This window comes from Halobacteriovorax sp. RT-1-1 (genome assembly GCF_047085455.1).
Taxonomy (GTDB): domain Bacteria; phylum Bdellovibrionota; class Bacteriovoracia; order Bacteriovoracales; family Bacteriovoracaceae; genus Halobacteriovorax_A.
Genome location: NZ_JBKIXZ010000001.1, coordinates 62264 through 85707, shown reverse-complemented (window position 1 = coordinate 85707; position 23444 = coordinate 62264). Strand labels below are relative to the sequence as shown.

The 23444-nt window shown below is 33.3% G+C and carries 20 protein-coding genes; 12 read left to right on the top strand and 8 right to left on the bottom strand.

Features of this window, described 5'->3' with window-relative positions:
- Positions 1–105 precede the first annotated feature (105 nt).
- From ACMAWV_RS00425 to lon, 9 genes are all read left to right on the top strand, one after another.
- Positions 106–993: a hypothetical protein gene (locus ACMAWV_RS00425; protein WP_412470428.1), complete on the top strand. Its 888-nt coding sequence runs from the start codon at positions 106–108 to the stop codon at positions 991–993.
- On the top strand, positions 990–4934 hold the full coding sequence (locus ACMAWV_RS00420) for a translocation/assembly module TamB domain-containing protein (protein WP_412470427.1): 3945 nt from the start codon (positions 990–992) through the stop codon (positions 4932–4934). Before ACMAWV_RS00425 ends, ACMAWV_RS00420 begins: the two co-directional genes overlap by 4 nt.
- Entirely contained in the window at positions 4922–7774 is a 2853-nt protein-coding gene (locus ACMAWV_RS00415) for an outer membrane protein assembly factor (protein WP_412470426.1), read from the top strand. The genes ACMAWV_RS00420 and ACMAWV_RS00415 overlap by 13 nt, the downstream gene beginning before the upstream one ends.
- A gap of 236 nt (positions 7775–8010) precedes the next feature.
- The gene (gene rplM, locus ACMAWV_RS00410; protein ID WP_103218455.1) at positions 8011–8448 is read left to right on the top strand and encodes a 50S ribosomal protein L13; all 438 of its coding nucleotides are present in this window, start codon (positions 8011–8013) and stop codon (positions 8446–8448) included.
- Positions 8449–8463: 15 nt separating this feature from the next.
- Positions 8464–8865: a 30S ribosomal protein S9 gene (rpsI, locus tag ACMAWV_RS00405; protein WP_103218454.1), complete on the top strand. Its 402-nt coding sequence runs from the start codon at positions 8464–8466 to the stop codon at positions 8863–8865.
- Between the two features lie 102 nt (positions 8866–8967).
- Positions 8968–11517, top strand: coding sequence for a hypothetical protein (locus tag ACMAWV_RS00400; protein WP_412470425.1), 2550 nt, complete (start codon positions 8968–8970; stop codon positions 11515–11517).
- A gap of 117 nt (positions 11518–11634) precedes the next feature.
- Positions 11635–12237: a hypothetical protein gene (locus ACMAWV_RS00395; RefSeq protein WP_392993765.1), complete on the top strand. Its 603-nt coding sequence runs from the start codon at positions 11635–11637 to the stop codon at positions 12235–12237.
- 73 nt (positions 12238–12310) lie between these two features.
- The gene (locus ACMAWV_RS00390; protein ID WP_103218451.1) at positions 12311–12793 is read left to right on the top strand and encodes a hypothetical protein; all 483 of its coding nucleotides are present in this window, start codon (positions 12311–12313) and stop codon (positions 12791–12793) included.
- A 12-nt stretch (positions 12794–12805) separates the two neighbouring features.
- Positions 12806–15292 carry an endopeptidase La gene (gene lon, locus ACMAWV_RS00385; protein WP_412463562.1) on the top strand — a complete coding sequence of 829 codons (2487 nt, stop codon included), beginning with the start codon at positions 12806–12808 and terminating at the stop codon, positions 15290–15292.
- Positions 15293–15357: 65 nt separating this feature from the next.
- Here lon and rpoZ read toward each other — a convergent pair whose 3' ends face one another.
- Positions 15358–15570 (bottom strand): DNA-directed RNA polymerase subunit omega, encoded by a 213-nt coding sequence (gene rpoZ, locus ACMAWV_RS00380; RefSeq protein WP_103218449.1) that lies wholly within the window; start codon positions 15568–15570, stop codon positions 15358–15360.
- Between the two features lie 179 nt (positions 15571–15749).
- Here rpoZ and ACMAWV_RS00375 point away from each other — a divergent pair, with 179 nt between their 5' ends.
- Both ACMAWV_RS00375 and ACMAWV_RS00370 read left to right on the top strand, forming a co-directional pair.
- On the top strand, positions 15750–15989 hold the full coding sequence (locus ACMAWV_RS00375) for a hypothetical protein (RefSeq protein ID WP_103218448.1): 240 nt from the start codon (positions 15750–15752) through the stop codon (positions 15987–15989).
- Positions 15989–16222 (top strand): hypothetical protein, encoded by a 234-nt coding sequence (locus ACMAWV_RS00370; RefSeq protein ID WP_392993760.1) that lies wholly within the window; start codon positions 15989–15991, stop codon positions 16220–16222. Before ACMAWV_RS00375 ends, ACMAWV_RS00370 begins: the two co-directional genes overlap by 1 nt.
- Here ACMAWV_RS00370 and ACMAWV_RS00365 read toward each other — a convergent pair.
- From ACMAWV_RS00365 to ACMAWV_RS00345, 5 genes are all read right to left on the bottom strand, one after another.
- Positions 16215–16613, bottom strand: a complete 399-nt coding sequence (locus ACMAWV_RS00365) for a hypothetical protein (protein WP_103218446.1) — start codon at positions 16611–16613, stop codon at positions 16215–16217. The genes ACMAWV_RS00370 and ACMAWV_RS00365 overlap by 8 nt on opposite strands.
- Before the next feature lie 138 nt (positions 16614–16751).
- Positions 16752–18476 carry an ABC transporter substrate-binding protein gene (locus tag ACMAWV_RS00360; RefSeq protein ID WP_158246905.1) on the bottom strand — a complete coding sequence of 575 codons (1725 nt, stop codon included), beginning with the start codon at positions 18474–18476 and terminating at the stop codon, positions 16752–16754.
- A complete protein-coding gene (locus tag ACMAWV_RS00355) occupies positions 18454–19011 on the bottom strand; it encodes a regulatory protein RecX (protein ID WP_103218444.1) in 558 nt (185 codons plus the stop codon). The genes ACMAWV_RS00360 and ACMAWV_RS00355 overlap by 23 nt, the downstream gene beginning before the upstream one ends.
- A gap of 69 nt (positions 19012–19080) precedes the next feature.
- Positions 19081–20193, bottom strand: a complete 1113-nt coding sequence (gene recA, locus ACMAWV_RS00350) for a recombinase RecA (protein ID WP_103218443.1) — start codon at positions 20191–20193, stop codon at positions 19081–19083.
- A gap of 172 nt (positions 20194–20365) precedes the next feature.
- Positions 20366–20884, bottom strand: a complete 519-nt coding sequence (locus ACMAWV_RS00345; RefSeq protein ID WP_412470424.1) for a phosphatidylglycerophosphatase A — start codon at positions 20882–20884, stop codon at positions 20366–20368.
- 43 nt (positions 20885–20927) lie between these two features.
- Here ACMAWV_RS00345 and ACMAWV_RS00340 point away from each other — a divergent pair, with 43 nt between their 5' ends.
- Complete coding sequence (locus ACMAWV_RS00340; RefSeq protein ID WP_103218441.1) at positions 20928–22157, top strand: TIGR04552 family protein; 1230 nt, start codon at positions 20928–20930, stop codon at positions 22155–22157.
- On the opposite strand, the gene ACMAWV_RS00335 is transcribed toward ACMAWV_RS00340, so the two are convergent.
- Together ACMAWV_RS00335 and ACMAWV_RS00330 are read right to left on the bottom strand one after the other, a co-directional pair.
- Positions 22143–23024: an alpha/beta fold hydrolase gene (locus ACMAWV_RS00335; RefSeq protein ID WP_158246904.1), complete on the bottom strand. Its 882-nt coding sequence runs from the start codon at positions 23022–23024 to the stop codon at positions 22143–22145. The genes ACMAWV_RS00340 and ACMAWV_RS00335 overlap by 15 nt on opposite strands.
- Positions 23005–23442, bottom strand: a complete 438-nt coding sequence (locus ACMAWV_RS00330; RefSeq protein WP_392993753.1) for a hypothetical protein — start codon at positions 23440–23442, stop codon at positions 23005–23007. The genes ACMAWV_RS00335 and ACMAWV_RS00330 overlap by 20 nt, the downstream gene beginning before the upstream one ends.
- Positions 23443–23444: the final 2 nt, after the last annotated feature.

Below are 23444 nucleotides of genomic sequence, written 5' to 3'. Positions count from 1 at the left end.
TAATCCATGTCTTTCTGTGGTAAAAAGTACGCTTAACATTAATTAAAATAATTATTTGATATAATAATTTTAGATAGTTAGTTGTATTTATATACCAGAGGAAATGTGTCAAATAACACAACCGAAATGACAAAATATGAATTTGAAAAAGTAATGAGTAATACTCAAGAGCTTATTATTTTTTTAGAATCAAATCGTATTGATAATGAAGAGCAATCTTCAATTGATGTTTTTTATCTAGACTCACTCTCAAAAATTTTATTTTTTCACTCCACTGGAAAAGTTCAAAAATTATTTTTAGAAATTAGTAACCTCACTACTTACTTGATAAAAAGAAAAAAAATTAATCGCTTAAATGAATTAACAAAAATATTCACGCACTTTGATATTACATATTCAAATGATTTATTATCGTACATTAAATTAATAAGTGGCCAAGAGTTAAAGGAAGATATCTCTAATATCATCACAACAATTACTGCTGTTAAAAACCCTGAAATATATTTTCAAATATCGGCCATTAGAAAAAGGTTAGTGAATGATATTAACTTAATAGATCCTTTGATGTTTATTGAATCCCTATTCAAGATCATTCCTCTATTTTTTGAGTCTGAAGAATTTCAAGATGTTTTATACAACTATGTTAAACGTTCAGACGATAATGATTTGATTAGAGCGATTAATCATTATTTGAAAGATTATACAGGTATAGAAGAGCATACTAAGAATACGAAAGAGCACGTATTTAACAGGGATTATGTTGAGGCGTTGTATCTACCTCCAAATAGGAAAGATGAGTTGCTATCGTTAGTAGAATTAAGAGAAAAACTAATTGATGGCTGTGAGTCTAAAACTGAATATGTAAATACTCTATTTGAAATGGCTGCAGCTTATAAGCGACTTGGAAATAATGAACGAGCTTTCTTTATGGCAGTTATTGTTAATCGTTTAAGTCCAGGCTATAGGAATGTTGAGGTAATGTTAAAGAGATGAGATTTGTAAATAAATTTCTGATTATATTTACTCTTGTCTTTGGACTTCTCACGGTAGGAGCCTGGCGTTTTATACAGTCAAAATATGTATCAACATTACTAACAGAGTATATTAATAAAAATGTAATCATTGATTCAAATATGTCTCTTTCTTTCACTAGAGTTTCGGGTGGATTTTTCCCTCCTCGAACTATTTTAGAGGATGTTAATTTCAAAGTAAGAGATGAACTTGAAGTACAGGTAAAGGATGTTTCAGCAGCATTTTCTCTTTTAAGTCTTTTCTCATCAAATATAAGATTTAACTCTGTTGAATTTAGTGATGGTTATGTTGTTCTAGAGAAATTAGAAAAGAGTGAAGATGATAATTCTCAAGTAAGTATTTTTAATACTCTTTCCAATGTTACTAACCAATTACCTTTTAAAATTAACAAGATTGAAATTAAAAACTCTGATTTTTATATTGCTGAAAATAAATTAAATATACCGATCAAGTACCTAGCACTTAGTCCATTTGAGTATAGTTATGACATCCTTCTTGATATTGAAAATGTTAAGTGGGAAGGTGCTGTAGTCGATAATCTTTATCTTGACGCTGAAATTGTTGAAAACAATATTCGTGTCAGAAATGGATATATATTCATTAAAGATTCTAAAATTAGCGGATCAGGAAAATATGAATTTAGCAGTAAGAAAGTTCATTCCGATATCGATTACAAAATAAACTTTGATAGTTTTGAGGACATAAAAAGAAAATACAATATAAATATTGATGGCGTAATAGAAGGGAAATCGACTATCACAGGTGCTGTTGATAAGAAGGATATATACGTTAGTGGTTTTACTAATGGTAGTAATATACATTCTGATTATGTAAATCTTGATTCTTTTAAAACGAAACACTCTTTTCATAATAACAAGTTAACGATTAGAAATTTCACTGGTGAAGTGAATAGTGGAAAAGTTAAAGTAGCTGATGAATTAGTGTTAAATTTTAATTCTGACAAAGTTATAGATAATGATGTCGTTGTTGAAACAACTAATCTTCATCTTAATGATATTTTATATTTTCTAGGCGAGGATTTTGTCCTTTTAAAGGGGCGAGCTAATGGAAAGGTTTTATTGAGAATGAATAATTCTGGTGAAGTCTTAGTCGATACCTTTAAGAATAGTCCTATCTCAATCACTAACTTAGCTTTAAAACCAAGTACTGATAACATTATAAATTTTTCTAACATTAGCCTAGAGAACTTAAATATAGTAGCAGGAAGTGATTTTAATATAAGTGTTAATGCTAAAACTAATAATTCATTGTTAATGGGGAAAGGTTCAGTAATAGGTAATCTTGTTGACTTTGATATTAAAGCAAAGAACTTCTCGATATCAGATCTTGGTGGTGAAATTGCTGGGGTTGCAAAAGGACATGGCGACTTTGATATTACAATAAAGGGAACTGATAATGTTGTAATTGATGTGAACTCATCAGATGTTGAGTATGTTGATGTTTTTGGTTTCTTGCTTGAGAAGAAATCCAAAGCAAATCTTAAGTATTCAATTAACGAAAATATCATTTATGTTGATAGTTTAAATAATACAACAAATGGACAGTCTAATATTTATGGTGTCGTAAATTTAGAAAAAGAAAATGTCGATTTAAATATTAAAATGAAGAGTGTTGACCTAAGTCTTCTACATAGAAATATTAAACCTATATGGGAAGATGTTAAGGTATATACCACACCACTTGAAGGTGTTTTTAATGCTGATGTAAATCTATCTGGAAATTTTTCAAATTTAGTAACTAATTTGAAAATAGATTCAGATAAAGTAAGTGCCTATAAAGAGCCTATTGATAATATATCTTTAGAACTAATTGTCTCGAATAGGGAAGTCGAAGTAAAAGATGCAATAATAAAGAAGAATCGTTCTAGTGCATCCGCTGACTTTGTTTATAATTTCAAAAATGGATTCGAAAAAATTTCATTCATTACGACTCCAATTAAATTAGGGGATTTATATCGATATCGTGATCTTGGCCTTGGGTATAATGGTTATTTCTCTGCAAGTATTGATGCAAAAAGAAATGGTGTTTTAAAAGGAAAAGGTAACGCATATTTAACGGAAACCAAGATCGGAAACCAAGAAATTGGAGCTTCTGAGTTAGAATTTGAATTCATTGATAAGATCATTAATTTTAATACTAATATTCTTAATCAAGGAATACATATTGATGGTGAGCTAGATTTTAGTAAATCACAACCTAAAGTTATTTTGAATTATGCAGTTGATATGCCTGATATTAAACCATCTCTTGCATTTATTTCTGAGCACAATTCTTTTAACAACGAGCTTAATGGTTTTGTACAAATGAGCGGTCAACTGTCTTATGACTTCAATCCTGATAAACCCGTCAGCTCTATCATGAATTTAACTCAGTTTCATATAAGTAATTATGGAAGATCCTTAACTTTAAGAAGGCCAACTTCAATAGAGATAGAACAATCTGAAATTAAACAATTAGGTCTCTCTCTCAGTGGATCCGGAGGATACTATCAATTGTCAGGAAGTGGTAATGTCGATACTAACTTTCAATTAGTTCAAGAGTTAGATATTAATCTAAGTTATCTAACATTACTTACTAGTGAGATTGAAAGGATTTTAGGATCAATCAAAGGAAAGGGGATTATTGTTGGTAATCGAAAAAAATATGACCTATCACATTCTCTTAGCACTTCTAATTTTGGATTAAAGCTTAAAAGTGTTCCGTTAGAAATATCAAATGCTAATGGAGTTGGTGCATACCGTGATCAAAAAATCCTAATAAATAATTTAAGTGGCGAAATTGGTTCAGGAGATTTTAATCTTTCTGGTTACATTAAGGCTAATTTTCCGTTTCCTGAAGTATATATAACTTCAAATTATACAAATGTAGGTTATCAAGTTGAATCTCGATCTATCGTTAATACAGATGGAAACTTAACTCTGAGTGGAAGAGGTTTTCCTTATTTAATTAAAGGAAGTGTATTTGTTAATGGTGGACTTATTGAAAACGAATTTAATGATTTTAAATCTTCCTCTGAATTCAATAAAAGTTTAAGTAAGTATATCACTCAAAATCAAAGAGGAATTCCAGATCTTATTAATCTCGATATTGATTTAAGTGTAAAGGAAACTGTCCGTTTAAGAAATCGCTTAGCTGATTTACTAATTGCGGGAGACTTACATATTGATGGCCAGTTCACAAACCCGGCTATGCAAGGTCAACTTATCATTGTTCCAGGTCTTAGTAAGTTTAAATTTAGAGGGAATGATTTTATTCTTTCTGAAGGAGTTGTGTACTTTACTAAAGAAGAGAATATGGATCCAATTACATTAAACCTTTTAGCGAATTCAACAATTGGTCAGTATGACATTGAAATGGGAATAACTGGTTCAGTAGATGATATCTCTATTAATCTAGAATCAACCCCTTCTCTTTCAAGAGATAATATCTTCTCATTATTAACTTTAGGTGTAACTTCAGACTTCTCACAGAACTTAGAAGATAGTCAAAGAACAAACTTAACAACAATTGGGATTGGAACCTTTTTAGTTGATCAACTTAATATCAACGAAGGTTTAGATGCTGCACTCGGGTTGAAATTGAGTGTATTACCTGAATTTACTGAAAGTTCGGATAGTCCTATTGAAGAAGCTACAAAATCTGAGCAATCAGTTAAAACTGCTACTAAACTACAGATAACGAAAAAAGTGAATGACAATATTAATTTAAAGTTTTCCAATACCTTTGATAGTGAAAGTAATAAGCAGTCAATTAATGTTGATTACAGCATAAGTGACAAACTTTCGATTGAAGGAATTTTTGAAAGTGAAGATGATACAAACAATAAAGAAGGGACAGATGGCTCTGTAGGAGCCGATATAAAATACAAATGGTCATTCTAAGATTGATAGCCACATTCTTTCTTCTAATCACTCCAGTTTTTGGAGCCGAATCAATTAATATCAAAAATGTTGATATTGATTGTACTGGACGTGAGGAGTGTTTATATATTATCGAAAGCTTCAAAAAGTATGAAGGCAAAGATTTAACTCGTGAGGAGTTAAATAGAGTGATTCAATTTGAACTAGCAAAGCCATACTATAAAACATTCTTTTATGAAGTTAAAAAAGGGCGACTTAATATTGTTGTAGAGACTAAGCCTCGAATTTTATCAGTATATGTTAAGGGAACAGACTCTGTTCTTAATCGTCGTATAAAAAATGATTTTAATTTGAAAGAGGGTGACTATTATGATGAGACAACTGCACAAGAGGGACTTAAGGCAATCGGTAAGGAATACTTTAAAAAAGGTTCTAAAGTAGGCACCATTACTAAAGAGTTAAATCAAGAAGGGGTGAAGCTTACTTTAAATCTTTTGAAGAATGAAATTAGAAGATTAGAAGAAATTAGGCTTAATGGTTTATTTGGCGTGAAGCTTAAAGAGTCAGAAAAGTTCTGGCATCGTATAAGAGGTACTTCTCTAGATTTTACTAATTATAAAAAAATGCTGCAGGAGTATCGTACCCAGCTTATTAGGGATGGCTTTTGGTTATCGCGTGTAAAAGAAGAACTTAAAGTTTTGAACAATGGGAATTATGAGTTAATTTTTAATATCGAACTTGGTTCTAGATTTGGTGTTAATTTTCATAATAATTACCGACTCAATCATAATGATCTACTTTCTCATGTTAAGAAGTATATACAAAATAATAAGGGAAGATTTGATGATATTTCTCTCAATCGACATATTGTAAATTTCTATCGTGAAAATGGTTACTATTATGCAAAGTCTAAACTTACGGAAGCGAAGGGATTTGATTTAAATGGAAATAATATTTTAAATCTATACTTCACGATTAATGAAGGTCGAAAGGTTACAGTTTCACAAGTAAACTTTAACGGAAATCACTATAAAGACAATAAACGACTAAGAAATATTTATTACAAAACAGACTCTGACTTACTCAAAGCAGACTATCTTCATGAAAGAGGACTAGAAAATGCTTCTGAAAAAATAAAAGAGTTATACGTTAAAGATGGATATATTTTTGTAAATATAGAAAAACCTAAAGTTGACTTTATAGATGGTGGCGATGCTGCAGTAGTATCTTTTTCAATCTCGGAAGGTGCACAGTATATTTTAAGTAAGATAAATATCGAGGGCATTGAGGATGAAGAGGCTAAATATTTTATAGAAGATGTTTTAAAAAATAAAATAGGTAAGCCATTCAACGTTGTACATATAGATGAAGATTTGAAAAATGCGCTAATCTCTCTAAAGACAAGAGGTTATTATTTTAGTTCTTATAGTGAAAAGCGACCTAAGAAAATTGTAAATGTTAACTCAGCAACTAATGAAATTGAACTTAATCTCAAGTTTGGCCTAGGTGTAAAAACTTACTTAGGGAATGTCATTGTAACAGGTAATTCAGCAACTAAGGACGTCGTAATTAGACGAGAGCTTCCTCTTGTTCGTGGTGATCTCGTTACACCAAAGGCGATGAATGATTTTATTGCACGATTAAGAGAGTTAGGCTTATTTTCGAACGTAAATATCTCTTCATTTGTTGGAGAGGAAATTTCTCCTACTGAAAAGTATTTGAACTTTGTTATCAAAGTTACTGAAAAGGATTTTGGGCTTGCTGAAATTGCCCCAGGTTTTCGTACTGATCTTGGTCTAAAGTTTTCTTCAACTATTTCGTATAACAACTTTAATGGAATGAACCGTTCTTTTATCTTCAAGGCGCAGACCAACTGGAGAACTGACTTTTCATATCTTGATGACCGTAGAAAACAGGATTCTAGAAAGCTTTTAGAAGGGCTAGTACAGTTTCAATATGTAGAGCCTTATTTATTTTACGATCTATTTAATTCGAAGGTAACTTTTAAGGCCACTGCACGATATGAAAGGAAAAGATATTCTGACTTTGACGCTGATATTATTAGTTTTTCACCTCAACTTATAAAGACATTCTCTGATGTCTTATCGATGAGTCTTACATATGAATTTGATAATATCAGGCAATTTGATGCAACGGATGCTATTGATGAAGATAAGTATATTATTGGTGCAATTAGACCTGAGCTGACTTTAGATTTTAGAGACAATAAAACACTTCCAAAAAAGGGCTCATGGTTTAACTTTTCTTGGGAATTTGCTAATCCTTATTTAGGTTCTCAAGAAAGTGAAGATTTAACGATTGATTACCATAAGGCAGTTGTTAGAAATTTTAACTATATTCCTATGGGTGATATTACTTTAGCGACTTCAATAGCACTTGGATATGAACATAACTTTTCTAGTGACATCGTTAAAGATAGTAGCGGTAATGTAATTATTGATTCAGATGGAAAACCAATGACTACAGGCTATATTCCTCCATTAAAGGTATTTCGTTTAATTGGACGTGATTATTTGCGTGGGTATAGCGATCTAGAGAGTGGAAGACTTAATGACGGTAGTTATATTAATGACACAACAGTTAGAGGTGAGGCATATTTTGTAAACTTCAGACTGGAGCCAAGATATTATATTGGTGACTATTCTGCTATTGCTGTATTTTTTGATGCAGGGCGAGTATTTGTTGATAAAATTGATAATTTTGACTTACTGAAATCTGTTGGTATGAGCTTCAAGTTTTTTACACCAATTGGCTCTCTAGATTTTGACTACGGAGTGAAATTAGATCGCATCGGGGGCGACTCTTTTGGCCGTTTTCACATCACAATTGGCCAATTCTAATAAAAAACGTATTTTCAGTGCCTTATGGCCGAAGAAAATATTACGCATGGCCAAAAAAATAACAATTTCCCATTGTTTTATTGGGACAAATTGTTTAATATCTGCCGAAACCCGTTACCCCACAAACAACGGAATTATGGGCCTTTAGGTCCTTAAGTGTTGTAAACAAATCATTTTATTCTGATGATGCGTTTACGTTTTATTGATTTTTAACATTATTAAAGTGGAAGGTTACTATGTACACTGAGAAATCATTTGTGTTGAAGCCAGCAGACGCTGACAAAAAATGGCACTTAATTGATGCTACTGATATGGTAGTTGGACGTTTAGCAACTGAAATCGCTAACGTATTAAGAGGGAAGAACTCACCAAAGTACACTCCTCATACAGATTCTGGTGATTTTGTTGTTGTTATCAACGCAGAAAAAGTTAGATTTACTGGGAATAAGTGGAACGATAAAGTTTACTACAGACACACAGGGTATGCTGGTGGACTTAAAGAAAGAACTGCTAAAGAACAATTAGAAAGAAAGCCAGAAGCGATTCTTATGAGCGCTGTTAAAGGTATGCTTCCTAAGAATTCTCTAGGTAGAAAACAATTAACAAAACTTAAGGTTTTTGCTGGATCTGAGCATGCACATGAAGCTCAAAAACCAGTAGAATACAAATTCTAGTAAGAGGTTATTATTATGGCTAAAGGAAAAACTTGGGATTCACAGGCAGTTGGTAGAAGAAAATCTTCAGTTGCTAGAGTTTATATGGCTGCAGGGACTGGTAAAGTTGTTGTTAATAATAGAGATATCAAAGAGTACTTCACAAAAGGTACAGATAGATACGTTGTTAACCAACCTCTAAACCTACTTAAGCTTGCAGACAAATATGATCTAAAAATCAACGTAACTGGTGGTGGAACTACTGGTCAAGCGGGTGCTGTTCGTCTTGGTGTTGCAAGAGCAATTCTTAAGATTGATGCTGCACTTAGAGGCGAGCTTAAATCAGCTGGATTCCTTACAAGAGATCCAAGAAAAGTTGAAAGACAAAAAGCTGGTCAGAAAGGTGCAAGAGCAAAGTACCAATTCTCGAAGCGTTAAGATTTATCTTACAATATTTTCGAATATATGCGGGGCCCACTTTTGTGGGCCTTGTTTATTCATGGGCTTACCAAAAACTTTTCTTCTATGCTATAAATCCTTATGGCAAAATCCATTCAGCTTAAAGGCGTAAGAACTAATAATTTAAAAAATATTGATGTTGAATTTCCAATAAATAAGATCACATGTGTTTCAGGTGTATCTGGTTCAGGAAAATCGTCCTTAGTTTTCAATACTCTGGCCAATGAGTCTAAGAGAAGGTTCTTAAACTCACTTCCATCTTCAATGAATTTCTTTGAAAGAGTTCCAACAAGTGCGGAAGTCGATAGTATTTCGCCAGTTCTGCCTGTTTGGAGTTTAGCGCAGAATAATCCAATTGTTGGTTCACGTTTAAATATGGCCGATCAGTTGGAGATTAGTTATGAGCTGGCCCAATTATATTTTGAGCCTTTTTCCACAAAGTGTTTAATTCACGGAGATGAATTTGTTGATGGGCTTTCACAAGTTGAAATTGAAATCAATGATTCAGTAGGAGAAGAGTGTAAAGTAATTCATATTCTTATTGGTAAGGACCATTATCTTGAGAATATTAACGGTATGCCAGCGAGAAGTTATGATTCAAAAACTTCTTCTATTCGTGAATTTGATAAAGAAGATTCTCAATGGGAAATTTTTAGAATCAAACCAAAGAGCATTAATCAGTTTCGTAAGAAATGGAACGAATTAATAAAGAATAATTCCGTAACTCAATTAAGTGTATACCTTGCTGGTCAAAACGAGCTAAGGCATTTCAATTTAAACACGAGTGCTTTTTGTCCTAAGTGTTCGCAAGAAGAATTGAGAAGTGCACGACAAATTAGTGATCTACTTCCGTATAATGGTGTTGGTGCTTGTTCTGAATGTAAGGGATATGGCTCAACATTAAGTTATGATATTAATAAGATTGTTAAATATCCAAAAAAGAAAATATCTGAAGGTGCAATTACCTTCCTCGAATATTCAAAATATAATGATCATTACAAATACTTTATAGCTGAAATAAAGAAAGCAGGAGTTTCTCCTGATAGTCGTTTCTGTGATGTTAAGGATGAAGTCGAAGATATTCTCATGAAGGGAAGTGGCCGCTTTTATGGGGTCTTAAATTTTCTTTATGGGCTTGAAGAGAAAAGATATAAGCGTTCAGCTAGAATTTTCTTAAGATCGCTTCAAAGTGAAAAATGTTGTCATGTGTGCGATGGCAGAAGAGTTTCCCCAAGTGCTCTTCTCCATCGTGGAAACTTACAGAATATAAATTCATACGGTGAATGTTTATCTCTTACACTTGAAGAGTTATATGAAAATTTATTCGTCGATAAGAATGAGACGATCGTAAAAAAAATATTGGCCAAGTTAGAAATTGCAATAGAATTAGGTCTAGGGCAATTCCCTTTGATGACAAAACTTAAATCACTAGAAACTAGTGAATATCAAAAATCACTTCTAGTACGCTATTTAAGTTTTCAAGGTAGTGGTTCATTGTTTGTACTTGATGAGCCTAGTCTTGGAATGAATTCTGAAGAGCAGAAAGTTTTATTGAAGTTTCTAAAAAAACTATCTTCAAATAATACTGTTGTAATGGTTGAACATAGTAGAGTCTTACAACAAGGAAGTGACCATAATATTGTTATTGGACCCGGAGCAGGCCATTTAGGTGGTGAAGTTGTTGCTCATAAACTTCCCAAACTAGAAACAGTTAAAAAGAAAGCTTCTAAAAAATCTCTATCTGATGAGGAGATTATCTTTAAAAATATTGAGTTTGAAGGCTTTAGATATAATGAGATCAAATTTCAAGTCGGTACAATTAATCAAGTGAAAACTCAGATGGATTCATTTGATAAGAGACTTGTTATTAATGCACTCTTTAATGAGTTAAATGAAGATATCTTTAATGAAAAATATGACTTTGAAACTTCTTATGAAATAGATGGTTTAAGTTATCCTGAGGGGATTGAAAATATCTTTATTTATGAAACAAGGATTGAAAAATCAACAAGTCGCTCTACTGTTGGAACGGCTCTCGATTTAAGTGGTCATGTCAGAAACTATTTTTCAAAGCTACCTGTCTCAAAATCACTTGGACTAGAAAAAGGTCACTTTTCTAAAAATAGTAAATTAGGACAATGTGCTGTTTGTGAAGGAAAGGGTATTCAAGAAATAGATATGCAATTTCTTGAAGATGTAACATTCGATTGTGATGAGTGTGGTGGAACAGGTTTAAAAAAATTCTACGCAACTATCACTGATGGAAAATATACAATTATTGATGCTTGTAAAACACCCATATCAACTTTGTTTGAGTCAATTCCAACGACGCCGAAAATTAAGAGAACAATTGAATATTTAAAGTTATTAAATCTCGATTACCTAACTCTTGATCGTATCATTCCGTCGCTATCTGGTGGAGAGCGCTTGCGTGTAAAACTTCTTAAGGCCATTGATAAGAAGGTAAAGAATTCTGTTATTGTTCTAACGAATATCTCTTACGGATTATCAATTAATGAACTGAATTCAATCTGTGAATTACTTGAGGGGTTAACAAGACAGGGGAATACGCTAATTTTACTCGATAACCATGAAATTTTTAGTAATTTCAGTACGATAGAGCTTGATTAAAATGCTAAAGTATTAAGAGTATTATCCGATAAGAACAGTATGTTAAAGTTCTTGTTGTGCACTATTTCTTTTCTTTTTTCTGTGAATGTTTCGGCACAAGAGTTATTCCAAATTCCGTTGAGTAAGCAACTCTCAGAATCAAATGCGATTATTATGGGAATTTATCAGGGAAGCTTCCCTAAAAAGTTAAGCAACGGCTCCGTTGTTACGAATGTCTCGTTTAAATTAGAAAAATCTGTAGGTTTAGGAAGTCGACAATTGATGAATAAGAATTCCTTCAGCTTTGTCTACGATGGTGGGACTTGGCAGGGGATTGAGTATCCTAATAAATTACGACCTCGTTTCGTTGAAGGCCGCCGTTATATCGTACTCTTGAGAAAAGGCGAATATGACTTTTATCCTCTAAATGAAAGACTTGGTGTCTATAATGTAATTGGACGAAGTGGTGAAGAAGCAGTCATCTCTCAAGCATTTCCTGATAACCCAAAGTTTGGTTCAAATTCATTCAGTACATTTAATCTGTGGATCAGCAGTATTTATGGCGAAGGATTAAAAGGGATTGGAACTGATAAGGATATTTTTCATAAGAAAAAGGGTGGAAGAAAAATAGCTTCACTCAACGACTCTTCAGAATCAAACGAATATAAAATTCACATCTATTGGTTAGCACTTCTTTTTGGATTACTTGGTGCGGCACAGTTAAGAAAATCAAAAGTCTAATTATCTAAATTTACTATTCATTTTTGACGCGCAATTTAGTAAAATTTAATTAATTATCCCATGGAAGGTAAATATGAATCTATTAAAAGTACTTTTGTTAATCACAGTTTTTTCACTGGGTCACAAGGCCTATTCACAAGATTTATTAAACGAAAGAATTCGCAAAATTCCGGATAAGAAGAGATCAATCTTTTTTAACAAAGGAATCTTTCATTCGACAAATAGTAATACCAATTCTGTCTTGAAATCAATTCGTCATGGAAATGGTAGCTCAAGAGGATTTGAAAGATTGGTATTCGACTTTGAAACAAATGAAGCTCCAAGAGTTTATGGATATAAGTCAGAAAAAGAGAATAAGATCTATGTAGATTTTTTTAAGACAAAACTTAATAAGAAAGTTGGTTCATTTGGAACTTCTAAGCTTGTGAAGAAAGTTGATTTTTATCCTGTAGGAGACGATACACTCTCTGCAGAACTTGTTATCGATGGAAAACATTCAATTGATGTTTTTACATTAAAAAATCCAGGTCGATTAGTAATCGATATTAAAAAGTAGGTGTGATTTATTATGAATGAATACGAAGAGTACAACGTGCAAATTAAAGACTCAGCAGGGGATGAAAAATTTCCTGAAGATGTTGTAATCATACCTATTATGAATAGCCCGATTTTTCCGGGAATGATTGCACCAATTATTTTAACTGAAGACAAGTTTACAGCTGAATTAGATGAGTATCTAATCAAGAGTGGTTACCTTGCACTTAACTTGGTTAAAAATGATCTTAAGAATGAAGAAGGAGAGATTGATCCTACAATTCAAGAAGATCTTGATTCAAGAGAAATAACTTCAAAAGATATCTATAAAGTAGGTGTTCTTTGTAAAGTTGTAAAAAGGCTAAAGCTGCCAGATGGGTCAGTTAACGTTTTAGTTCACGGTATTAAGAGATATCGTGCATCTAATATCTATGAACAATCACCATTACTACGTGCAAAGTATGAAGTATTTGATGATATTTTAGAGGAAGATGAAGAACTAGATGCATACACTCGTTCTATCATTAATCAGGTTAAAAAGCTTAGTGAAGTAAACGCATACTTCAACGAAGAGATGAAGCTTGCAATGATTAACTCTTCTTCTCCTGGTGCACTTGCTGACTTAGTTGCCTTTGCATTATCACTTGATATTCCAGAAGCTCAAGACTTTTTAGAAACTCTTGTTGTTAAAAAACGTTTTGGAAAACTACTTGTTTATCTAAAGCGTGAAAAAGATGTTGCAGATATTCAAAAGAAAATCTCAGACGAAGTTAACGATAAAGTAAATAAGTATCAGAGAGAATACTTCTTACGTGAACAGCTTAAGGTAATTAAATCTGAGCTTGGGCTTGAAGAAGATGATAAGGCCCGTGATATTAGCAAGCTTAAAGAGAGAGTTCTTGAAGCAAAGCTTCCTGAAGAAGTTCTTCAGTCTGTAAATGAAGAGTTAGAGAGATTAGAAGTAATTCCAGACTCTTCTCCTGAGTATAACGTAACACGTACATACCTAAATTGGATTGTAGACCTTCCTTGGTCTAAGTCTACTGATGATTATGTAGATATGGATAAGGCGCAAAAGATTCTTGAAAAAGAACACTATGGCCTTGAAAAAGCAAAAGAAAGAATCATGGAGTTCTTAGCTGTTCGTAAGCTTAAGCCACAATTTGATGGAACAATTCTATGTCTTGCAGGTCCTCCAGGTGTTGGTAAGACATCTATGGGGAAATCTATTGCTGAATCTCTAGGACGTAAGTTCTATCGTTTCTCTCTTGGTGGTATGAGAGATGAAGCAGAGATTAAAGGACATAGAAGAACTTATGTTGGAGCGATGCCAGGTCGTTTAATTCAAGCAATGAAACGTGTTGAGGTTAATAACCCAGTAATCATGCTTGATGAGATTGATAAACTTGGACAATCTTTTCAGGGTGATCCAGCTTCAGCATTATTAGAAGTTTTAGATCCAGAACAAAATCATACATTCATCGATCATTATCTAGATGTTCCTTTTGATTTATCAAAAGTACTTTTTATATCTACAGCAAACTACATTGGTGATATTCCAGAACCATTATTAGATCGTATGGAAATCATTGAACTTAGTGGTTATACGATGGAAGAGAAGCTTTCAATTGCCACTAAATGGGTAATTCCAAAGCAAATTAAAAAGCATGGTTTAGAAAAGAAAGACATTAGTCTATCAAAAGCTACTCTTAAGAAGCTTATTGAAGACTACGCTCGTGAGCCTGGTGTTCGTGTTATGGAGCAAATGATTGCCAAAATGTGTCGTCGTGCTGCACTTGAAAAAGTTAAGGCAAAGAGACATAAGGTATTCAATCCTAAACCTACGGAGCTAGAAGATATTCTAGGAACTGCTCGCTACCAAAGTGAAAAGGCCCTTAAGAAGCTTTGTCCTGGTATGACTACTGGTTTAGCTTGGACTGGTTATGGTGGAGATATTCTTTATATCGAAACTCTTTCATTGAATGGTAAAGGGTTTAAGTTAACTGGTCAGCTTGGTGATGTAATGAACGAGTCAGCTAACCTTGCTTATAGTTATGTAAAACAACTTCTTCAAAATGAAATGGATGAGTATTTCAAGATGAAACCAAAGAGAAAGGTTTCTGATGAAAATGAAGAAGATGAGATGGAAGACTTCCTTTCTGAAAGAGAAGTTCACCTTCACCTTCCAGCAGGTGCAACTCCTAAAGATGGTCCTTCAGCAGGTATTACAATGGCATTGGCCCTTTATTCTCTTGCACATAATGTGACAATTAAGAGTAATCTTGCAATGACTGGTGAGTTGTCACTTACAGGTAAGGTACTTCCAGTTGGTGGTATTAAAGAAAAAGTATTAGCAGCTAAGAGAGCTGGTATTACAAATATTATTCTACCAATAGATAATGAGAAGGATTTAAAAGAAGTTCCTGAAAGACATAGAAAGGGAATGAAGTTTTATCCGGTTGCGCATTTTGATGAAGTTCTAAAAATTGCGATTCCAAAATTTAAACCAAAGTTTAAGTAATAAAAAAGGCCCTCATGGAGGGCCTTTCTTATATGAAAAAATTTAAATTCAAATTAGAATTCGACTTAGAATTCGTCTGAGTCGTACTCACTTACTGGAGCATGCTTAACTTTACCAGCTGCAATTTCTCTAAGTGCTGTAACAACATCTTTATTTTTACTTTTAACAAGTTGGTCTGCACCATCTCTTAGTTGCTTAACTCGCTTAGCTGTTAGGTGTACTAACTCATAACGGTTTTCAACTTTTTCTAAACAGTCTTCAATCGTAATTCTTGCCATTTTGTGCACTCCGAAAAATTAAATGTGACTTAAGTTATTTTTATAGGACAAAGCGCTGTTTTTGTCTAGAGATTGGGCCTAAATATTTAAAATATTTAGAAATACAGGAATATGTCTCACGTGATTTAAGTAACTTAGGTTGCAATTGTTGAGCATTTTACTTGCAAATTACATTTTATATGAAGAAGCAATTATTTATATTTATTGAACAACAGGCCGTCTCAAAATCTGTTAAACATTATCAAAGAAAGTTCAGTGGCGTCTGTGCAGGTAATATATTAAGAAAAATTGATTTAATTTTTAAAAATGGTCCATGTGATTTGGCAATTGGTTACTATATTTTTAAGATTGATATTATAAAAATTGAATCAAAAACACTTTTTGGTGAAGTGTTAAGTTATAAATATTTTGGTGAATAATGGATAATTCTACAATAGTCGAACTGGCCTTAGAAGAAAGGAAGTTTCTGCACGAAATGTCTAATAAGCTTGCAATTGCGGATGGAATGGCCGCTAAAGTTTTAAAGCTATTAGAAGAGCAAGGCGGAGATGAAGATATAATAAGAAGACAGAAGAAGGCGACAAAGGCGATTAAAGAGCAGATAGAGCTTCTAAAAGAAAGAAGATTTCTGCTCCATGAGCGTTCTAATTAAGGTTTACGTTAACCTGGTCACCAACCATAAAGGCAGGAATATCTAGAATTGGCTGTCTATCTTTGTCATTAAAGTTCTTAGTAATCGCAATAGAAGTATCTGAGTCGTGATGAATTACTTCGAGCTGGCCAACCTTCATTTTATGACGGTAGCGCTTCTCTCGGTCATATGGATCATTTAAAATAACGACTCGGTATACATCGAGTAACGTTCCATTTTTTATACCTTGTTTTTCTCCAAGGTTCACATAGTAGTTCTTTTGAATTTCTTGTACGTCATTGGTCATAGGTAATTCATGTTCCACAGAATAGATCATGTAGCCATTCGCGATAACTTGCGTTTGAAATAGGATTCCGATGATGACGAGTATGAAATGTGCAAGAGTTTTCATTCATTACTTCCTTTGTTGCAGTAGTACACTTTGCAAGCATACTGATCTACTATTCGGAAAAATGAGGTAAAAAATGATAGGGGCGTTTTTAACGGAAATTGGGGGAAATATATTCCCCCAAAATAATTAGCTTATTAACTACTTTAGTCTTAAGTATTTAACTTTATTAACAACTAGGTCGTTATATCTGAAGTTTTTTAGTCGGTTATGGTAAACAATATAATCACGAGAGTAGTACAGAAGTACCCAAGGAAGGTCCTCTAGAACAATATCCTCTACCTGTGACATAAGTAGATATTTCTCATCGCTATCGTTCATTACTTTAATACTTTCAAATTTTTTATCAAAATCTGAATTAGAGTAATTTGATACGTTTGGTCCAGGAGCTTGGTTCTTCGTTGTTAAAAGTTGTAGAACATTTTCGCTATCTGGATAATCAAGAGTCCAACCATCTAGCCATATTTGTAATTTACCTTCTTTTGATTTCTTCAAGAACGCAGGAAAAGTATTCAATTGGATTTTCATTTTAATCCCAATTTTCTCAAGATCTTGTTTAAGAAGCTCTGCTCGTTGTCTTTGAGTTGTAGAAGATGCTCTCGTATCGTAAACAAGAGTTGGAAGTCCTTTTCCATCTGGATATCCGGCTTTCCTTAGATATTCCTTGGCCTTCTCTACGTTATAAGAATATGGAAGTTTTCTTGATGGATCATATCCAGGAATTCCTGGAGGATAAATTGAGTTAGCCTTTAATCCAATATTATTTGTAAAAGTTTTAATATACTTCTCAACATTTACAGCATGTGCAATAGCAAGCCTTAGATTCTTATTTGTTCCAACGATTGGATCCTTCATATTGAATGAGAACCACCAGTATGTGAAACTTGAAAAAATATCAAGAGTGATATTCTTATCACGAAAGTCTTCTGTAAGTTCACCGCTAGGGGATACAAGTGAGTGATAATTGTCTTTTGGAACTCTTAGGAAATCTAATTTCCCAGACATAAATTGTAGCCATCTTGTTTGGGCTTCTTTAATGATATGGAATTCAATTTTATCAATGAATGGAATTCTCTTACCTGCATCAGTAAGTAAGTTCTTACTATGAGCGAAGCGGTCACCTTTTCCTGGATAGAATGATTTATGATACTTATCAAAACGGCTCATAAAGAGTTTTGAACCGCGAAACCACTTATCTAGTTTATATGGGCCTGTACCAATGAGCTCATCAAGAAATGTTTCTTTCTTAATAACTTCTGCCGGCATAGGTGAAGTAAAACTCATTGCCAGAGCGTTTAACATTTGTGGATATGGTGCAATTAATTTGATTTGTAATGTTCTTTTATCAATTGCTTTAAGTCCGTCGACATCAGTAGATAGAAGCTTATCAAAATCACTTCCAACTTCTTTTCTAAACTTATTAAGACCGACAACTCTACCGTCGAAGAGCCACCAACCATTACTTCTATATGGAGTAAAGGCGAGGCGTTTAATTTGGTTGATAAAGTCTTGAGCTTCAACAAAACGTGGCTGACCATTGAAAGCAGGATGGTCATGATACTGCACACCTTCTTTGATTTTAATAGTATATGTAAGTCCATCATCTGAAACTTGTGGCATTTCTTCAGCAAGAAGAGGCACAAGCTTTAATGGTTTTCTTAAATAGTGATATTCGAATAATTGTTCATAACCTTGATAAATAACTGACATAGAAACAGAGTCATAGCCATTTACGGGGTCAATTGTTGAGATCGATTCTGTTAGTGGAAATCGAAGTGTATTCTTATCATCTTTATCAACTCTACAAGATACTAGAGGCAGTAACAGAATAATCAGAATAAAATTAAAAAGGGGAGTTTTGCTCATTACTTTCCTCATCATTTTGGACATTTTTAAGTTCAGTATTAATTTTGTCGTATGAATGTCCTTTTGACAAAAGAAAGCGTATCAACTTTTGCTTAAAATTAAAATCTTCGAGGGCCGAAACGCCTTTAGAACGCAATTTCTTATTAATTAGCTCTCTTAGTTGACCATCTTCAGTATATCGATACTCTTCGTATAATTCATCGATCAGCTCTGTACTAGGTTCGACTCGTTCGGCCCTTAATTTATTGAGAATATTTCTCTTACTTAAGCCTTTATACATAAATGTTTTAATACGTGTACGAATGTATTGTTCTTCTTGAAGATATTTAGATTCTTCTAGAAAATCTAGTAGCTGATCTATGAAAGGAGTGTATTTTTTCTCGTATAATTTTTGAGATAATTTATATCTTGAGTAGTCTCTCTTTGATAGAAGCCAGATGCAGTATTGATAAGCTCTTTTAAACGAGCGAATGTCTTCAGACTTCGTTTCTGAGTCGTCTAGAGGTAGTTTTTCAATGGTTTCTTTGAGAGTCATTAGAAAGGGTGCCCCTTAATATTAATATCTATCATTCGATAGGATAGAAACTTAAGGGGCTATATTTGTTTATTGTACTACTTTTTTAGACTTAGATTTTGCCTTCGTCTTCTTTTCTTCAATTACTGGCTCATCTTCGATGATTTCACCAGTTGTTTGATCAACTACAGTGTTACCTTCGATTAGTCCGTGAAGAGCTAGAATCTTATTTTTGATTTCTAATGCAATCTCTGGATTATCAGCTAAGTATTGTTTTGAGTTCTCACGCCCTTGACCAATTTTTGCATCATTATATGAGAACCATGCACCAGCTTTCCCAACGATATTATTTGCAACAGCAAGATCTAGTAGGTCACCTGTTTGTGAAATACCTTGTCCGTACATAATATCAAATTCTACAACTTTAAATGGAGGAGCTACTTTGTTCTTAACAACTTTAACTTTAGTTCTGTTACCGATTACTTCGTCACCATTTTTAATTGCACCAGTTCTTCTGATATCAAGTCTTACTGAAGAATAGAACTTAAGTGCGTTACCACCTGTTGTTGTCTCTGGGTTTCCAAACATAACACCAATCTTCATACGAAGTTGGTTAATGAAAATTACTGTACAATTTGAACGATTAATTGATCCAGTAAGTTTTCTTAGTGCCTGTGACATTAGTCTTGCTTGAAGACCCATGTGTGAATCACCCATGTCTCCTTCAAGTTCAGCTCTTGGAGTAAGTGCGGCAACAGAGTCAACGATAAGAAGATCAACAGCACCTGAACGTACAAGCATATCTGTAATTTCAAGGGCCTGCTCACCACTATCTGGTTGTGAAATAAGTGTATTTGGAATATCAACACCTAGCTTTTGAGCATAAACAGTATCAAGTGCGTGCTCAGCATCAATAAATGCTACAGTACCACCTTGCTTTTGCGCTTCTGCTGCAATGTGAAGAGTTAGTGTTGTTTTACCTGATGATTCAGGTCCGTAGATTTCAATGATACGACCTTTTGGAACACCACCTACACCAAGTGCAAGATCTAGTCCTAAACAGCTTGTTGGAATCGCTGGAATTCTTTCTGGACCATTTTCAGTATCCAGTTTCATAATTGCACCTTTTCCGAATTGTTTTTCAATTGTTGAAAGTGCTAGGTCTAATGCTTTTTGCTTGTTCTCGTTAGATGTTGTGGCCATAAGCTCTCCGTGTTTTTTTATAAGTTCTATCAAATTTATCTTCTATCAGCTAATGCAAAAAGCGGTATTTTTAACTTCCCTTTAAGTGCGGGGATTTAATGAACACAACAAAACTGAATTCCAGTTTTTTACTTTTCGCTTATTAATATTTTTAGCGTAAGTTTTGCGTAAGTCAAGAGATAAATTCTAACAATTTAAAAGTAAGGATGTAGCTGATTCCGGCCATAAGACCCGCTGCGATATCGTCAAATGTCGTTCCTAGAGCGTCTTTGCGATCGTCGAAGTATTTAACTGGTCCTATTTTCCAGATATCGAAAAGTCGAAATAGGGCAAAAATAGCTACGTAACTTACGTAACTTTGGTCTTGTAAAAAAAATGACGCAATCCAAATTCCGATTACTTCATCAATTACAATCCAAGAAGGATCGACACAATCATATTCTTTTTCAATAACACCAGTGATAAACACTGCGCCTATTGTAAGTATTAAGAGAAATGGAATGAAGAAGAAGAATGGCGCATTAAGTTTTCCGATAAAATAAAGAAGGATAATTGTAACTAAACTTCCAACAGTTCCAGGGGCCTTAGGAGCTAGTCCTGCTCCAAAAAAAGTAAGAAATAGAATTCTTAAGTCAGTTAGTGACTTTAATGTCAGTTTTTTTGTATTTTTTAGCTGATTTTCTGTCTTCATGGGCTTATGGTAGCATTACTCAACGATAGAACAAAGTAACTTTATGAATCGACCTGATTATTTAAAAAATTATATTTTTGACTGGGATGTAATTGATGTTGTTGTTGGTGGTAAATCAGCACTCGACTCAAACTTCTTTGTAGCTAAATTAGATGACATTACAGAAGTAAATAAATTCTTAAAAGGCTACGGACTTGATACTGAAGATCCAGTCTCAAGGGCGGAGTTATTTGGTAATTTTCAAGAGGCCGTCCAATTTATTAAACGTTACTTTTTAAAAGATGGAACACCGGATGGTCTTGATTTAGAGATACCTAATTCTCTTTATACTGTTACTGATATAAGTGGCCTGTTTTTAATGGCAACTGGTAATTCGGATCACACTGTAGAAGAACAATTGTGGGCAGAAATTGTTTTAAAAGTAATGCACACAATTCTGCACGCGGACAAAGACCTACGTTCTAACTACTTTAATCAAATTCAAACTCAAATATTTGATAAATTTTATCGCTACCTTCACCGCGACCAAGAAAATAATCTTTTCTTAAAGTCTGGAGAGATTTCAATTCCTTTAGTGGACTTTGAAACAAAGTCTAAGAAGTCGCGTGATAGTGTAATTATTAAGCTACTCCACAAGGCCGAAAACGTAGCGGAAGAATTATTTGATAGAGTAGGAGTACGATTAGTTACGAAGAATAAATTAGATATTTTAAAAGTGATTCAATTTTTGATTCGTAATTATATTATTACTCCTCACAATATTAAGCCATCAAGATCTCTAAATACAATCTTTGATATTAGTCATTTTAGAACTAAGTACTCAAGCTTAGTGAAGATGGCCTTAAGAAACAATCTTTCTGAAGAAAGATTTGTGTCAGCAGTCAATAGAGAGATTGATGAATGTAGCTTTGATAATTTAAAGAATGAGAATAATCTCCATTCTTCTACAAAGTATCGTTCTGTTCAATTCACTTGTCGCCAACTTATAAAATATAAGAATCCTTTTTTGGCAGAGTTCTTTAAGTTAAGAAAGTTAGCCAAAGAGGAAGATTCGGCAGTTGCAAAGGAATTACTAGGTTTAGACTTCTCTTCTCTTGCTAGAGATATTAGATTTTTCTATCCTTTTGAAGTTCAAGTTGTTGATGAAACTTCTTATAGAATTAATTCTGAAGGCGAGGCGTCTCACAGTGAATATAAGAAAGCACAACGAATCTATGCAATGAATCGTGTTTTCAAAAAACTTCTAATTCACAAAGGTTTAGTCCAAGAATAGATCGATTCGTTCATTGATGAATTCAGGAAAATCTACTTGTGGAACATGGCTTCCATTCTTGATGATATATAGTTCGGAGTTTTTAAGGCTATCATGTAAGATTTGTTGTAGATAATTTGGAATCACCTTATCTTTATCCCCACCAATAATTAGCGTAGGAATTTTAATTTCTTCAAGTTCTTTAATGATCTTTTGATCTCTCATTTGATCAAGGAGTTGGAAGAAGATATCAGGTGAAAGTTCACCAAGTTTCTTCATATAGTATTCAACAAATTCAATATTTGTTTTCTTTATATTAAATCCGCCATTCCAGACTAATGCACTTGCAAGAGGGTTGCGATAAACATTTTTCCAAATAAATTGAAATTGTGACTTCCATCTATCTTTAAGTTCTTTGATATAAGGCTCAGTCATATCAATTATATTAGAATCAAACATGACATCTTGAGGAGGAAAGATTGTTCCAGAAATTAATACAATTTTTTGTACTTCTTCAGGATATTTATGAGCATAGTCGAGTGTTACATTCACTCCCATTGAGTGGCCAATATGGATACTTGTTTTAATATTTAATGCACGAACTAATGAGTTAATATCATTAATAATATTTTTGAAGGTAATTGATTCAATTCCCTGTGTCGTCTCTGACTTGTAATGTCCTCTGTAGTCATGAAGAAGTATTTTATAGCCAAGCTTTTCGAAGTGATCAATTTGGTAAACAAAGTGTCTTACATTACAAACAAGGCCATAGTTAAAAACAATAACTTGATTATGTTCTTCATCTAAGTTTTCAATATTTGTCCAATATTGAATCTTAGTTGTCTCATCAACTTGGTGATACTTCGCTTTATTTCTCCAAGAGGTCATTGTCATATTTTCCAGTTAAAGTTACGTAATGTTCTTCTAGTGATTGAATAAAGTCGTATTTTGCAGGATCTTCTTCTTTAATACGCTCAAGATATTTATAGTAGTCCTGAAAGTCATTTTCATCACTCTTTTGAAATTCTATTATTTGTATCTGTATACCTTGGCATTCAAGAATATCATTTTTTTCTAATCTTATAATTCCTTCAACTGACTTAGAGTTTACTTTGTAAGCTGAGCTTGTTTCAAAAACTAAGTGATGGCCGATGGACTTTAAAACACCAAGCTCTTTTGATAATGTTTTGTCTTCAATAATTAGATTATTGTGAACCGAGCTTCCAATATAAACTCTTGGTAGTTGAAATTGATATTCTCCAAGAGATAGTAGATCGTTAGTTTTTAATACTTTAAGATGAATCATAG

Coding starts and splice junctions, on each gene's coding strand:
- ACMAWV_RS00365 (WP_103218446.1), bottom strand. CDS start 16,613: ATGAAAACTCTTGCACATTTCATACTCGTCATCATCGGAATCCTATTT.
- ACMAWV_RS00335 (WP_158246904.1), bottom strand. CDS start 23,024: ATGACCTCTTGGAGAAATAAAGCGAAGTATCACCAAGTTGATGAGACA.
- ACMAWV_RS00415 (WP_412470426.1), top strand. CDS start 4,922: ATGGTCATTCTAAGATTGATAGCCACATTCTTTCTTCTAATCACTCCA.
- ACMAWV_RS00355 (WP_103218444.1), bottom strand. CDS start 19,011: ATGACTCTCAAAGAAACCATTGAAAAACTACCTCTAGACGACTCAGAA.
- ACMAWV_RS00360 (WP_158246905.1), bottom strand. CDS start 18,476: ATGAGCAAAACTCCCCTTTTTAATTTTATTCTGATTATTCTGTTACTG.
- ACMAWV_RS00390 (WP_103218451.1), top strand. CDS start 12,311: ATGAATCTATTAAAAGTACTTTTGTTAATCACAGTTTTTTCACTGGGT.
- ACMAWV_RS00375 (WP_103218448.1), top strand. CDS start 15,750: ATGAAGAAGCAATTATTTATATTTATTGAACAACAGGCCGTCTCAAAA.
- ACMAWV_RS00420 (WP_412470427.1), top strand. CDS start 990: ATGAGATTTGTAAATAAATTTCTGATTATATTTACTCTTGTCTTTGGA.
- rplM (WP_103218455.1), top strand. CDS start 8,011: ATGTACACTGAGAAATCATTTGTGTTGAAGCCAGCAGACGCTGACAAA.
- ACMAWV_RS00370 (WP_392993760.1), top strand. CDS start 15,989: ATGGATAATTCTACAATAGTCGAACTGGCCTTAGAAGAAAGGAAGTTT.
- ACMAWV_RS00340 (WP_103218441.1), top strand. CDS start 20,928: ATGAATCGACCTGATTATTTAAAAAATTATATTTTTGACTGGGATGTA.
- recA (WP_103218443.1), bottom strand. CDS start 20,193: ATGGCCACAACATCTAACGAGAACAAGCAAAAAGCATTAGACCTAGCA.
- lon (WP_412463562.1), top strand. CDS start 12,806: ATGAATGAATACGAAGAGTACAACGTGCAAATTAAAGACTCAGCAGGG.
- ACMAWV_RS00330 (WP_392993753.1), bottom strand. CDS start 23,442: ATGATTCATCTTAAAGTATTAAAAACTAACGATCTACTATCTCTTGGA.
- ACMAWV_RS00345 (WP_412470424.1), bottom strand. CDS start 20,884: ATGAAGACAGAAAATCAGCTAAAAAATACAAAAAAACTGACATTAAAG.
- rpoZ (WP_103218449.1), bottom strand. CDS start 15,570: ATGGCAAGAATTACGATTGAAGACTGTTTAGAAAAAGTTGAAAACCGT.
- rpsI (WP_103218454.1), top strand. CDS start 8,464: ATGGCTAAAGGAAAAACTTGGGATTCACAGGCAGTTGGTAGAAGAAAA.
- ACMAWV_RS00400 (WP_412470425.1), top strand. CDS start 8,968: ATGGCAAAATCCATTCAGCTTAAAGGCGTAAGAACTAATAATTTAAAA.